This is a genomic window from Paracoccus jiaweipingae (assembly GCF_044335505.1).
Classification (GTDB): domain Bacteria; phylum Pseudomonadota; class Alphaproteobacteria; order Rhodobacterales; family Rhodobacteraceae; genus Paracoccus.
Window position 1 is genome coordinate 314074 of record NZ_JBISBS010000002.1, and the last position, 13948, is coordinate 328021.

Annotated in this window: 10 protein-coding genes and 1 pseudogene; 9 read left to right on the forward strand and 2 right to left on the reverse strand. The window is 69.5% G+C overall.

What is annotated here, in order from left to right; all coding sequences use genetic code 11:
- The first annotated feature begins 35 nt into the window (after positions 1 to 35).
- A complete protein-coding gene (hrpB, locus tag ACFXP9_RS04955) occupies positions 36 to 2510 on the forward strand; it encodes an ATP-dependent helicase HrpB (protein WP_397206341.1) in 2475 nt (824 codons plus the stop codon).
- Positions 2511 to 2566: 56 nt separating this feature from the next.
- Here hrpB and ACFXP9_RS04960 read toward each other — a convergent pair whose 3' ends face one another.
- Positions 2567 to 3106 (reverse strand): L,D-transpeptidase family protein, encoded by a 540-nt coding sequence (locus tag ACFXP9_RS04960; RefSeq protein ID WP_397206343.1) that lies wholly within the window; start codon positions 3104 to 3106, stop codon positions 2567 to 2569.
- Between the two features lie 23 nt (positions 3107 to 3129).
- Positions 3130 to 4317 carry a MalY/PatB family protein gene (locus ACFXP9_RS04965; RefSeq protein WP_397206345.1) on the reverse strand — a complete coding sequence of 396 codons (1188 nt, stop codon included), beginning with the start codon at positions 4315 to 4317 and terminating at the stop codon, positions 3130 to 3132.
- A 322-nt stretch (positions 4318 to 4639) separates the two neighbouring features.
- Here ACFXP9_RS04965 and def (ACFXP9_RS04970) point away from each other — a divergent pair, with 322 nt between their 5' ends.
- The 8 genes and pseudogenes from def (ACFXP9_RS04970) to ACFXP9_RS05005 all read left to right on the forward strand — a co-directional run bounded on the left by def (ACFXP9_RS04970) (position 4640) and on the right by ACFXP9_RS05005 (position 13946).
- On the forward strand, positions 4640 to 5176 hold the full coding sequence (gene def, locus ACFXP9_RS04970) for a peptide deformylase (RefSeq protein WP_397206347.1): 537 nt from the start codon (positions 4640 to 4642) through the stop codon (positions 5174 to 5176).
- On the forward strand, positions 5173 to 5673 hold the full coding sequence (def, locus tag ACFXP9_RS04975) for a peptide deformylase (protein ID WP_397206348.1): 501 nt from the start codon (positions 5173 to 5175) through the stop codon (positions 5671 to 5673). The genes def (ACFXP9_RS04970) and def (ACFXP9_RS04975) overlap by 4 nt, the downstream gene beginning before the upstream one ends.
- Before the next feature lie 46 nt (positions 5674 to 5719).
- Positions 5720 to 6613, forward strand: a complete 894-nt coding sequence (gene fmt / locus ACFXP9_RS04980; protein ID WP_397206350.1) for a methionyl-tRNA formyltransferase — start codon at positions 5720 to 5722, stop codon at positions 6611 to 6613.
- A 224-nt stretch (positions 6614 to 6837) separates the two neighbouring features.
- Positions 6838 to 8211, forward strand: a complete 1374-nt coding sequence (locus ACFXP9_RS04985) for an MATE family efflux transporter (protein WP_397210026.1) — start codon at positions 6838 to 6840, stop codon at positions 8209 to 8211.
- 30 nt (positions 8212 to 8241) lie between these two features.
- A complete protein-coding gene (locus ACFXP9_RS04990; protein WP_397206354.1) occupies positions 8242 to 8478 on the forward strand; it encodes an Lrp/AsnC ligand binding domain-containing protein in 237 nt (78 codons plus the stop codon).
- A 144-nt stretch (positions 8479 to 8622) separates the two neighbouring features.
- Positions 8623 to 10275 (forward strand): ABC transporter ATP-binding protein/permease, encoded by a 1653-nt coding sequence (locus tag ACFXP9_RS04995; protein WP_397206356.1) that lies wholly within the window; start codon positions 8623 to 8625, stop codon positions 10273 to 10275.
- A gap of 764 nt (positions 10276 to 11039) precedes the next feature.
- Positions 11040 to 12173: pseudogene (locus ACFXP9_RS14295) on the forward strand (ATP-binding cassette domain-containing protein); the annotation flags it as partial.
- A gap of 183 nt (positions 12174 to 12356) precedes the next feature.
- A complete protein-coding gene (locus ACFXP9_RS05005; RefSeq protein ID WP_397206360.1) occupies positions 12357 to 13946 on the forward strand; it encodes a cytochrome ubiquinol oxidase subunit I in 1590 nt (529 codons plus the stop codon).
- The last annotated feature ends 2 nt before the right edge of the window (positions 13947 to 13948 follow it).

A 13948-nucleotide genomic window follows, 5' to 3' on the forward strand; every position in this document is an offset into this window, starting at 1 on the left:
CTGGCCCGCGCGGCGGGCTTGCGGCATAAGGCAGCATGGCACCGACACCTGACCCCAACGCCTTACCCATCGACGCGGTTCTGCCGACGCTGTGCGCCACGCTGGCGCAGGCCGGGCGTGCGGTGCTGGTCGCGCCGCCGGGCGCGGGCAAGACCACCCGCGTGCCGCTGGCGCTGATGGACCAGATCGCGGGCCGGATCGTCATGTTGGAACCGCGCCGCCTTGCCGCCCGCGCCGCCGCCGAACGGCTGGCCGCACAGCTGGGGGAGGCGCCGGGCCAGCGTGTCGGTTACCGGATGCGGGGCGAATCCACCCCCGGCACCCGGATCGAGGTCGTGACCGAGGGCATCCTGACCCGGATGATCCAGTCCGACCCGGAACTGACCGGCATCGGCTGTGTGATTTTCGACGAATTTCACGAACGCAGCCTGAACGCCGATCTGGGCCTTGCCCTGCTGGCCGAGGCCCGCGCCGCGCTGCGCCCCGATCTGGCGCTGCTGGTGATGTCGGCCACGCTGGATGCCGCGCCGGTTGCGGCCCTGCTGGGCGGTGCCCCCATCGTGCAATCGCAGGGCCGCGCCTTCCCGGTCCAGACCCGCTGGCTGGACCGCCCCCTGCCCGCGCAGGCACGTCTGGCCCCCGAAATGGCGCGGCTGATCGAACAGGCCTTTGACCAGACCGCCCAAGACCCCGGCGGCACCGTGCTGGCCTTTCTGCCCGGCGAGGCCGAGATCCGCCGCACCGCCGCCGCGCTGCGGCTGGAGGCCGATATTTTCCCGCTGTTCGGGGCGATGGACATCAAGGCCCAACGCGCCGCGCTGGCCCCGGCGGCGGCGGGGGCGCGGCGGCGGGTGGTGCTGGCGACCTCGATCGCGGAAACCTCGCTGACGATCCCGGATGTGCGGGTGGTGGTCGATGCCGGGCGGGCGCGGCGGGCGCGGTTCGACCCGGCCAGCGGCATGTCGCGGCTGATCACCGAACGCGCCAGCCGGGCCGAGGCCGAACAGCGCCGGGGCCGCGCGGGTCGGGTTGCGCCGGGGGTGTGCTATCGCCTGTGGGCGCGGGCCGAAGAAGGCGCGATGCCCGCCTTTGCCCCGCCCGAAATCGCCAGCGCCGACCTGACCGGGCTGGCGCTGGAACTGGCGCAATGGGGGGCGGATGCGGGCGATCTGGCCTTTCTGACCCCCCCGCCCGAGGCTGCCCTGGCCGAGGCCCGCGCCCTGCTGACCGACCTTGGCGCGCTGGACGCGGCGGGCCGCATCACCCCGCATGGGCGCGATCTGGCCGCGCTGCCGACCCACCCCCGGCTGGCGCATATGCTGGCCGTGGCGGGGCCTGCGGCGGCAGAACTGGCGGCGCTGATGGCCGATCGCGATCCGCTGCGCGGCGCCCCGGTGGACCTGTCGCTGCGGCTGGCAGCCCTGCGCGACCCCCGCGCCTTTGCCGCGCGTTACCCGCATGACCTGCACCGCCCCACGCTGGACCGCATCCGGGCCGAGGCCGCGCGCCTGCGCCGCCTTACCCCCGCCACAGCCACGACCACGGCCACGGGGCTGCCACAGGCGCTGTCGCCGGGGGCGATGGCGGCGCTGGCCTATCCCGACCGGCTCGGGGCGCGGCGGGGGCAGGACAGCCCGCGTTACCTTTTGTCGGGCGGGCGCGGCGCGGTGCTGCCCGATGGCGACCCGATGGCGGCGGCGGCGTGGATCGTGGCCACCGATCTGGACGGCGCCGGGCGCGAGGCCCGCATCCGCATGGCCGCGACGGTGACCGAACCCGAACTGCGCGATCTGTTCACGGACCGCATTGCCCCGGCCACCGTCTGTCTGTGGTCGCGGCGCGATGGCCGGGTGCTGACCCGCAGGCAGGAACGGCTGGGGGCGCTGGTGCTGTCGGATCGCCATGATGACAGCGCCGATCCGCAGGCCATCGCCCGTGCCGCCTTTGAAGGGCTGCGCGACATTGGCCTGCCATGGACCCGCGCGGCGGCCCGGCTGCGCGCCCGTATCGCGCTGTTCCCCGACGATTTGCCGCCGGTCGACGATGCCAGCCTGCTGGCCGACCCGGACTGGCTGTTGCCATGGCTGACACAGGCCCGCAGCAAGGCCGATCTGCGCGGGCTGGACCTGACCGAGGCGCTGAAAGCCCGCATCGGCTGGGACGGCCAGCAGATGCTGGACCGGCTGGCCCCGGCGCATTTCACCACGCCTTTGGGGCGGCGCGTGGCCATCGACTATGACGGTGAAACCCCGGCGATCGAGATCCGCCTGCAAGAGATGTTCGGCACCACCACCCACCCCACCGTCGGCAGCGCCCGCACAGCGCTGCGCATCACCCTGCTGTCGCCGGGGCACAAGCCGGTGCAGGTCACGACCGATATCGTGGGCTTTTGGGACACGTCCTATGGCGATGTGCGCAAGGACATGCGCGGGCGTTACCCCCGCCACCCCTGGCCCGAAGACCCGCGACAGGCCGACCCCACCCTGCGCGCCAAGCCACGCGGAACGTGACGGGGCGGTAACGTGACGGGCGTTGGCGGGGAAAGGCGGCGCGTCGGGGGCGGCCCTCAGGGCCTGATCTCGACCTCGGTGCCGACGGGGGTGACGCGGAACAGTTCGCGCATCTCGCCATTGCTGATGGCCACGCAGCCGGCGGTCCAGTCGCCTTTGATGCGCATGTTATCCGCGATCTGCACCTGATTGGGCTGGCCGTGAATAAAAATATCGCCGCCCGGACTGACCCCGCGCGCCTGCGCATCCTGACGGTCGGCGCGGCGGGGATAGTCGATCCCCAGCGACAGGTGATAGGCGCTGCGGTCATTCTTGCGGTCGATGCGGTAAAAACCCTCGGGGGTGCGGCCATCGCCCTGCTGGCGCTTGTGCCCGTCCGGCGCGAAACCCAGCGCGATGTGATAGGTCTTCAGCGCCTGACCGCGCCGGTAAACCGTCATGCGGCGCGCGGCTTTTTCAACCAGAATACGGTCAATCGGGGCGTCCAGCGGCGCCGTGGCCTGTGGCGGAACCGAGGGCGCGGGATCGCCCGCCCCCCCAAGCTGGGGCGCCACAGCCAGCCAGACCGCCCACCCGATCGCCACCAGAACCAGCATCGAAAACCCCCGCGCCGCGCCTTTCATTGCAGATCGGCAAAGGCCTGTTGCAGGCGCTGTGCGGCCTCGGCCACGCGCGACCGGGGGGTGGCAAGGTTGAACCGCAGAAAGCTTTCGCCGCCCGTGCCGAAACTGTCGCCGTGATTGGCGGCGATGCGGGCGTGGTCCTGAACGCGACCGGTGAATTCCTGCGGTGTCATGCCGGTGGGCGCGAAATCGACCCATGCCAGATAGGTCGCCTGCAAATCCATCGACCGCAGACCCGGAATGCCCGCCACCGCCGTGTCGAACAGGCGGCGGTTGCCGTCCAGATAATCGACCAGCGCATCGACCCATTCCGCCCCCTGCGGCGAATAGGCCGCCGTCACCATCGGCAGGCCGAACAGCCCCGGCGACAGCCCAAGCGCCGCCATCTGCGCCTGATACCGCTTGCGCAGCGCCGCATCCGCGATAATCGCATTGCCGATATGCGCCCCGGCAATATTGAAGGTCTTGGTGGCCGAGGTCAGCGTCACCAGCCGGTCCGCGATATCGGGCGCCGCGATGGCCGTCGGGGTGTGGCGCGGCGCGCCGGGCATCACCAGATCGTGGTGAATTTCATCCGAGACCAGCACCAGATCATGCGCGCGGCAGAAATCGGCCACCTGACGCAATTCATCACCCGACCAGACCCGGCCACCGGGGTTATGCGGGCTGCACAGGATCAGCATCTTTTCGCGCCCGGTCAGCAGCGACTGCCAGCCTGCCCAATCCATCCGGTATTGGCCATTTTCGGCCACGGCCAGCGGAAATTCCGCCACCTCGCGGCCGGCGGCGCGGATGATGCGGGCAAAAGCGTGGTAAACCGGGGTCATCACAATGACGCGATCCCCCGGTTCGGTAAAGGCCGCCACCGCCAGCGCCGTGCCATTGACCAGCCCATGCACGGTCGAGATCCAGTCCGGGCTGATCTGCCAGCCGTGGCGGTTTTCCATCCACCAGCCAATGGCATCCAGATAGGGCTGGTTATGGCCGGGATAGCCATAGATCCCGTGGTCCAGCAGCCCCTGCAACGCCGCCTGAACCGCCTGCGGGGGCCGGAAATCCATATCCGCCACCCACATGGAAATGCCCCCCTGCGCCGGAACGCCATAGGCGGCCTGCATATCGTCCCATTTCGAACAATGCGTGCCGGTGCGGTCAATGATTTCGTCGAAATCGGGGCGGGACATGGAACCTCCTGTCAATTGGGACAACCGGTGCCGGATCGGCAGCGGGCGCTTTTCTGGTCACACAGACTGGATAATTGCCCGGACCCTGTCCACCCCCGAGGTCGGGGCAAAGATCGTTATCCTGACACATTCGTCCTGCCTGCCCCATGGAAAAACCGGCGCCGGTGATCCGCACCAGAACGACCAGCCCCACCGCCATATGCACCCGCATCTGTCTTGTCCCTTCCCAGGGTTGGGCGCGGCGTTGCATGGGCTGCGGGCGGTTTTAATCACGTTCATGCGGGCCGTTGCACCCGCGCGGCGCTTGGCCTAGATGATCGGTATGACCCTGCGCCCGATCCTGATCCACCCCGACCCGCGGCTGAAAAAGACCTGCGACCCCGTCGCACGGATCACGCCCGATATCGAAACCCTGGCCGCCGATATGCTGGCGACCATGTACGAGGCCCCCGGCGTCGGCCTTGCCGCCCCCCAGATCGGGGTGCTGTCGCGCGTCTTCGTCATGGACGCCACCCGCGACCCCGATGCGCCGCGTCAGCCGATGGTGCTGGTCAATCCCGAAATCATCTGGGCCAGCGACGACCCCAACACCTATGACGAGGGCTGTCTGTCCATCCCCGACCAATACGCGCCCGTCACCCGCCCCAAACAGGTGAAAATGCGCTGGCTGGGTCTGGATGGCAAAACCCACGAACAGGATTTCGACGATCTGTGGGCCACCTGCGCCCAACATGAACTGGACCACCTGAACGGGGTTTTGTTCATCGACCACCTGTCCGCGATGAAACGCCAGATGATCACCCGCAAGATGGTCAAGCTGAAGCGCGACCGCGCGCGCGAGAAATCGCATACCATATGACCGTCCGCCCCTTCATCCCCTATACCGACCGCCGGCTGCACATGCCCGCCGACCCGGTCAGCGCGGTGACCGAAACCACACGGATGATCTGGGACGACATGATCGACACGATGGAGGCCATGCCCGGCGTCGGCCTTGCCGCCCCCCAGATCGGCATCATGCAGCGGCTGGCCGTGGTCGATGCCTCGGACAAGCGCGGTCAGGCCGTGCGCATGGCCAACCCGGAAATCCTGCACGCTTCGGTCAAACTGCGCAGCCATGACGAGGCCAGCCCCAACCTGCCCGGCGTGTTCGCCCCTATCACCCGCCCGCGCGCGGTGACGGTGCGTTTCCTCAACGATCAGGGGCAGGTCGAGGACCGCGATTTCGTCGGCCTGTGGGCGACCTCGGTTCAGCACCAGATCGACCATCTGAACGGCAAGGTCTATGTCGACCACCTGTCGCCGCTGCGGCGCAAGATGCTGGTCGCCAAATCGCAGAAACTGACCCGCCGCTGACCGCCGCACAAGCCACCCGACCGCCACACAGATCAGGAAGGCCAGAATGCGCATCATCTTCATGGGCACGCCCGATTTCTCGGTCCCGGCGCTGCGGGCGCTGGCCGCACGGCACGACATCGTCGCGGTCTATTCCCAGCCCCCGCGCGCGGCGGGACGCGGCAAGAAACCGCGCCCGACTCCGGTTCACGCCGCGGCCGGGGCCTTGGGCCTGCCGGTGCGCACCCCTGCCCGCCTGCGCGACCCCGCCGATCAGGCCGAACTGGCAGCGCTGGGGGCCGATATCGCGGTGGTCGTGGCCTATGGGCTGATCCTGCCGCAGGCGGTGCTGGACGCGCCCCGGCTGGGATGCCTGAATATCCATGCCTCAATCCTGCCGCGCTGGCGCGGTGCCGCGCCGATCCACCGCGCGGTCATGGCGGGCGATGCCGAAACCGGCGTGGCAATCATGCAGATGGAGGCCGGGCTGGACACCGGCCCCGTTCTGGCCGAGGCCCGCACCCCCATCGCCGCCACCGACACCACCGGCGACCTGCATGACCGGCTGGCGCAGATGGGCGCCGATCTGATCACCGACACGCTGGACCGCCTGCCCCTGCCCGCCACGCCCCAGCCCGAAACCGGCGTCACCTATGCCGCCAAGATCGACAAGGCCGAGGCCCGCATCGACTGGACCCGCCCCGCAACCCAGATCGACCGCCAGATCCGTGGCCTGTCACCCTTTCCCGGCGCGTGGTGCGACATCGCGGGCGAACGGGTCAAGCTGATCCGATCGACCCTGGCCGGGGGAACCGGCGCGGCGGGGCAGGTGCTGGACGGCTTTACCATCGCCTGCGGCGAAGGCGCGATTACCGTGCTTGAGGCACAGCGTCAGGGCAAACGCGCCATGCCCGCAGCCGAGGTGCTGCGCGGCCTGACCCTGCCCCCCAGACTGGACTGACCCCCGTCCCGGCGGGCTTCTTCGTTGCCCAAATACCCATCCGGCCCACCCCCGCGCGCTGCCGCCACGGTCAGGGGCGCTGCCCCTCGGGCCTGCGGCCCTCACCCCGAGGTATTTGGGACAGAAGCGAGGCAGGAAAGCGGCGCTTTTTCTTGGTGGGGGGAACATGCCGAAGGAAAACAGTTGGGCTTGCCCTTGTTAGCGGCACCGATTATCGCTGGCAAATGACAGCACGCTTCCGCCCCCATCTGATCGCGACCCTGTCGCTTGGCCTGCCGCTGATCGGCGGGCATCTTGCACGCATGGCCATTGGCGTTGGCGACACGGTGATGGTCGGCTGGTATGGGGTCGAGGCGCTGGCCGCGCTGGTTCTGGCGACCTCGCTTCAGTTTATCCTGTTCATGCTGGGGTCGGGCTATGCCATCGGGGTGATGGGGCGGCTGGCGGCGGCGCTGACCCGTGGCGACGAGACCGAGATGCGCCGCGCCACCCGCATGACGCTGTGGCTGGGGGCGCTGCATACGGTGCTGGTGCTGCCGGTGATGTGGTTTTCGGAACCGATCATGCTGGCGCTGGGGCAGGAACCGCTGTTGGCCGCGCTGGCGCAGGATTACCTGCGCATCGCCTGTTTCGGCGTGTTTGCGATGCTGTGGGGGATGACGCTGAACAATTTCCTGGCCTCGATGGAACGCACGCAATTCGCGTTGTGGGTCACGGTTCTGGGGCTGCCCCTGAACGTGGCGCTGAACTGGGTGCTGATTTTCGGCAATCTGGGCGCCCCCGAGATGGGCGTGCGCGGCGCCGCACTGGCCAGCATCGCGGTTCAGTTCCTGCAACTGGCGGTGATGGCCATTTACGTCACATGGCTGCCGGCGACGCGGCATTTTCAGTTGTTTGCCCGGTTCTGGCGCCCTGACTGGCCGGCCTTCCGCGAGATCCTGTTCATGGGCCTGCCCGTCGGCATGACCCTGGTGGCCGAGGTCGGCATGTTTGTCGGCGTCAATTTCATGATGGGCTGGATCGGCACGCTGGAACTGGCCGCGCATGGGATTGCGCTTCAGGTGGCCTCGGTCGCGTTCATGGTGCATCTGGGGCTGGCCAATGCCGCGACCGTGCGGGTGGGGCAGGCGCAGGGCCGCGGCGACCGTCCGGGGCTGCGCGATGCGGCGCTGACGGTGCTGGCGATCTCGCTGGTGTTTTCGGCCATTTCGGCGGCGGTTTTCGTGGTTTTCTCGGCCGATATCGTGCGGCTGTATCTGGATTTCGACAATCCGCAGGCCGGGGCGATTTTGACCATAGCCGTCGGGCTGATGATCTGGGCGGCGGCGTTTCAGTTCGCGGACGGGCTGCAATGCGTGGTCATGGGCCTGTTGCGCGGGGTTCAGGACACCCGGATTCCGATGCTGATCGGGTTGCTTAGCTATTGGCCGGTGGGTCTGGGGGCGGGCTATGTGCTGGCCTTTCCGCTCGGGATGGGGGCGGCGGGCCTGTGGGCCGGGCTGCTGATCGGGCTGTGCGCGGCGGCGCTGCTGCTGATGTGGCGCTTTTGGGGCGGTTATGCGCGCCGGGTCTGGACCACGGGCGGGCCTGCGCGCTAGGGTCCGGGCAGCGCCATCGCGAGGTATCCCATGCGTCCCGTTTTCGTCCAGATCCGCTGCCAGCCCGGACAGACCTATGCCGTCGCAGATCAGATCTATGACCGCGAGGTCGCGTCGGAACTGTATTCCACCTCGGGGGAATATGACCTGCTGGCCAAGGTTTACATCCCCGAAGATCAGGATGCCGGGCTGTTCCTGAACCAGCACCTGTTCGACATCGCCGGCATCAACCGCACCCTGACCACCATTACCTTCAAGACGTTCTGAGGCCGCCATCGCGCGCACCCCGCGTCGCTTTGCCGCGTCGGGGCGCGCGCTGGCCAGCAAGGACAGGGCCCGCCGCCCGCCGCGCACGGCCATCTCACGAAATCGCGCTTTTACCCCCTGACCCGGCAGGACTATGCCGCGCCCATGTCCGAAACGCGCAAAAATCCGCTGACCCCCCTGACCCGGCCACAGGCCGGGCGGTTGCGCGTGGCGGCGGCGCTGTCGGTGCTGGCGGCGCTGGTCTGGCTGCCGATGGCGGCGCTGCTGGCGCTGGCGCTGGATGCGATGCTGCGCGGTCAGGCCGCCGCTGACTGGCCGTTATCGCCGCTGACCTGTGCCGGGCTTTTGCTGGCGCTGGGGCTGGCGCGGGCGGGGCTGAACCTGCTGGCCGAGGGCGTGGGCTTTCGCGCCGCCGATGCGCTGATTGCCGGTCTGCGGGCACGTCTGGCGCGGGGCTTTGCCACCGCCACCGGCCCGGTCAGCGGCACCGGGGCCAGCGTGGCGCTGGCGGGGCCGAAACTGGCGCTGCTGGCACCTTATGTCACCCGCTATGCGCCGGCGCAGGCGCGGGTTGCGGTGGTGCCGGTCCTGATCGCTGCCATTGCGGCGTTTATCGGCTGGGTGCCGCTGTTGGTGCTGGTGCTGGCGGGGCCGCTGATCCCGGTTTTCATGGCGCTGATCGGCATGGCGGCGGAACATGCCAGCGCCCGCCAGCTGGACCGCATGGGCAGCCTGAATGCCCTGCTGGCCGACCGTCTGGGGGCGCTGACCGATATGCGCCTGCTGGGGGCCGAGGGGCGGCTGGAACGCGATTTCGCCGCGCGCTCGGACGATTTGCGGGCCCGCAGCATGGCGGTTTTGCGGATCGCCTTCCTGTCCTCGACCGTGCTTGAGCTGTTCTCGGCGCTGGGGGTGGCGATGATGGCGGTGTGGTGCGGGTTTTCGGTGCTGGGGCAGATCAGCTTTGGCACCTGGGGCGGGCCGCTGACGCCGTTTCAGGCGATCTTTGTGCTGCTGCTGGTGCCGGAATTCTTTCGCCCGCTGCGCGACCTGTCGGCGGCATGGCATGACCGCGCCAGCGCCCGCGCCCTTGCGGCCGAGCTGACAACCACGCTGGCGCCCGCATCCGCGCCCCTGCCCCCGCTGGCGCCCGCGCTGCCGCAAGGCACCGCGCCGCTGCCGCGACCGGCGGCGATTGCCACGCGCGGTCTGCGCCATCACGGGCTGGCACTGCCCGATCTGGACCTTGCCCCCGGCGATGCGGTGGCGCTGGTTGCCCCCAGCGGCGGCGGCAAGACCACGCTGCTGCACCTGCTGGCGGGGCTGGAACCCCCCGATGCCGGTCAGGTGCTGATCGGCGGTCAGGTGCTGGGTCCGGGCAATGCCGACAGTTGGCGTGCGCGGCTGGGATGGATGCCGCAGCAGGTGCATTTTCTGGATGCCAGCCTGCGTGCCAACCTGCTGGCCGAGGGCCGCGACCCCGCCGATGCGCTGGCCCTGGCACAGGCCGATGCGGTGGTCGCCGCCCTGCCGGATGGCCGCGCGACACGGCTTGGGGAAACCGGCGCGGGCCTGTCGGGCGGCGAGGCCCGCCGCATCACGCTGGCCCGCGCGGTTCTGGCCGGGCCTGACTGGCTGTTGGCGGACGAACCGACCGCCGATCTGGATGCCGACAGCGCCCGCGCCGTGACGCGTGGCCTGCTGGCGCTGAAGGCGCGCGGCACCGGGCTGATCGTGGCCACCCATGACCGCCGGCTTGCCGCCGCGCTGGGACGCCGGGTCGAGGTCAGCACATGAGCAGCCGCCCCCTGCCGCCCCCCCGGCCTGCAACGCCGCCCCGCCAGACACCTGTTTCCGGGCCGCTTCAGGCCGCGCCCGGCCCTGCAACGCCGCCCGCCGCCACCGCGTCACGCACGCCCCCTCAGGCTGTCACCAGCCCCGGCAGCACAATTGCGGCACCCGCCGCCACCGGCGGTGCCGCGCCCCGCCCCGATGGGCGCCACGCACATCCCCGCCCGTCACTGACACCCCTGCTGCGCATCTGGCGGGTGATGTGGCGCGGCCATCGCGGCGGTTTCGTCCGGGCCGGGCTGGCGATGCTGGTGGTGGCGCTGGCCGGGACCGGGCTGCTGGCGCTGTCGGGCTGGTTCATCACCGCCGCATCACTGGCGGGGCTGATCGGCGCCGGGCTGGCCTTTGACGTGTTTGCCCCGGCGGCGGGGGTGCGCGGGCTGGCGATTATCCGCACTGCCGGTCGCTATGGCGAACGGCTGGCCAGCCATGACGCCACGCTGCGCGCCACCGCCGGGTTGCGGCTGGCAATGCTGCGCCATTGGGCCGCCGCGCCCTTTGCCACGCTGGCGCATCTGCGGCGCGGGCCGGTGCTGGCGGCGATTTTGCGCGACAGCGACCGGCTGGACGCGCTGCCGCTGCGGGTGGTGCTGCCGCTGCTGACCGGGGGGGCGGCGCTGGCGCTGGTGGCGGCGGGGCTGGTCTGGCTGACCACGACCCCGCTGGCGGTCTGGATCATCGGCAGCCATCTGGCGGGCGCGGCGCTGGCCATGGCGCTGGCCCGCCCCGGCGCCGCCGCCGCACGGGCCGAGGCCGCCGCGGCGCGGCGCTTTGAATCGCGGCTGCTGGACGTGATCCGCGCCCGCGCCGACCTTGCGGTCTATGGCCAGTTGTCGCGCCGCCTGCATCTGGTCACCGGGGCCGAGACCCGCCGCCGCCACGCCGCCGCGGGTCTGGACCGGGCCGAGCGTCTGGCCGGTGCCATCTTGTCAGCCACCACCGCGATCAGCCTGTCGGGCGCGCTGGTGCTGGCCGCGCAGGCGGTGGCGGCGGGCCAGATCAGCGCCGGGCTGGCCGGGGCGGCCCTGCTGACCGCGCTGGCGGTCGAGGAAATCACCGCGCCGCTGCGCCGGGCGCTGGCCGAATGGGGCGCGCTGCGCGATGCCGCCGCCCGCGTCGCGCCCGCGCTGGACGCCGCGCCACAGGACGGAACCGCCCTGCCCCCGCCACCGCTGGCCCCTGCGCCTGCGCCCGCACCCGTTGCGCCTGTTCCTGCCTCACCCACACCGCTTCCCCACGGGCCTGCCGGGGCTGCGGATGCCTCGGCCCCATCGGGGACCGCTGCGCCTGCTTCACGCACGCTTGTTTCCCCCACACCTGCCAGCGCCGCGCCTGATGCCCCGGCGCTGTGGCTGGATGGTGTCAGCGTCGCGCAGGGCCAGACGGGACGGGTGCTGGTCAGCGGCCTGTCCTTGCGGCTTGCCCCCGGCCAGACCGTCGCGCTGACCGGGCACAGCGGAGCGGGGAAATCGTCGTTGCTGCATGTGGCTGCCGGGCTGGCGGCACCGCTGGCGGGGCGGGTGCTGGTGCTTGGCCGCGACCTGCGCGACTGGCCGCAGCCCGCGCTGCGCCAGCACCTGACCCTGCTGCCCCAGCGCAGCGCCCTGATCGCGGGCAGCGTGGCCGACAACCTGCGCCTTGCCGACCCGCAGGCCGACCGCGCACGGCTGGAACAGGTGCTGGCCGTAACCTGCCTTGACGATCTGGCCGGCGGGCCGGACCGGATGCTGGGGGATGGCGGCGCCGGTCTGTCGGGGGGGCAGGCCCGCCGTCTGGCGCTGGCGCGCGCCCTGCTACGCCGCCCCGATATCCTGTTGCTGGACGAACCGACCGAGGGGCTGGACCCCGCCACCGCCCGCCGCGTTCTGGCCAATCTGCGCACCGCCCTGCCGGCCTGTGCCATCCTGCTTGCGTCGCATCGTCGCGCCGAAAGGGATTGGTCTGATCGGCTGATACATATAGGTTAAGCGATATGTTAACGCTGGCCATCCCGCGACCAACCGCACCCGCGAAGAAAGGAAGCTGACATGGATCTGGGAATTGTCGAGCTGTCACGCATCCAGTTTGCGATGACCGCGCTTTACCATTTTCTGTTCGTGCCCCTGACGCTTGGCCTGTCCATCGTCGTGGCGATCATGGAAACCGTCTATGTGATGACGGGGCGCCCGATCTGGCGCCAGATGACCAAGTTCTGGGGCACGCTGTTCGGCATCAACTTTGTCATGGGCGTCGCCACCGGGGTGGTGATGGAATTCCAGTTCGGGATGAACTGGTCCTATTACAGCCATTATGTCGGTGACATTTTCGGCGCCCCGCTGGCGCTGGAAGGGCTGATGGCCTTTTTCCTCGAGGCGACCTTTGTCGGGCTGTGGTTCTTTGGCTGGGACCGCATGTCGGCGCGGGCGCACGCGGTGGTGGGCTGGCTGGTGGCCATCGGGTCGAATTTCTCGGCACTGTGGATTCTGATCGCGAATGGCTGGATGCAAAACCCGGTCGGCGCCACCTTCAACCCCATGACCATGCGGATGGAGATGGATTCCTTTGCCGAGGTGCTGTTCAACCCGGTCGCACAGGCGAAATTCGTCCATACCGTCAGCGCCGGCTATGTCACCGCCGCGGCCTTTGTTCTGGGGGTGTCGGCGTGGTATCTGCTGAAGGGGCGGCATACCGAACTGGCGCGGCGGTCGATCGCCGTGGCCTCGGCCTTTGGGCTGGCGGCGGCGCTGTCGGTGGTCGTGCTGGGGGACGAATCGGGATACGAGACCAGCCATAACCAGAAGATGAAACTGGCCGCCATCGAAGCCATGTGGGAGACCGAACCCGCCCCCGCCAGCTTTACCGCCATCGGCTGGCCCGACCGGGCGGCGCGCGAAACCCATTATGCCATCCACATCCCCTATGTCATGGGGCTGATCGGCACCCGCAGCCTGACCGAGCAGATTCAGGGCATCGGCCCGCTGGTCGAACAGGCCGAGGACCGCATCCGCCGTGGCATCGTCGCCTATGACGCCCTGATGGAGATCCGCACCCAGCGTGAAAACAGCCCCGAAGAGCTGAAACAGCGATTCGAGGAACATTCCGACGATCTGGGCTATGCGCTGTTGCTGAAAACCTATCTGGACGACCCGCGTCAGGCCTCGGACGAACAGATCGCCATGGCCGCCGCCGATACGGTGCCGCCGGTGCTGCCGATCTTCTGGGGCTTCCGCATCATGGTGGCCATCGGGTTCGGGCTGATCGCGCTGATGGGGTATTTCTTCCTGCGGACCTCGTTTAAGGGGATGAAATACCCGCGCGGGGCGCTGATGCTGGCGGTGGCGGCCATTCCGCTGCCGTGGATCGCCGCCGAAATGGGCTGGATCGTGGCCGAACTTGGCCGCCAGCCATGGACGGTGGACGGGGTGCTGCCGACCGCGCTGTCGGTCAGCCACCTGTCGGTGGGTGAATTGCTGGCCACCATCGCCGGTTTCGCCGCCTTCTATACCGTGCTGTTCGTCATCGAAATCCGGCTGATGCTGCGCGCCATCGCCAAAGGCCCGCAGGATGACGTCACCCTGACCGATGACTGGCTGGCCAGCCATCGCAGCCGCCTGCAACCCATCCAGCCTGCGGAGTAACC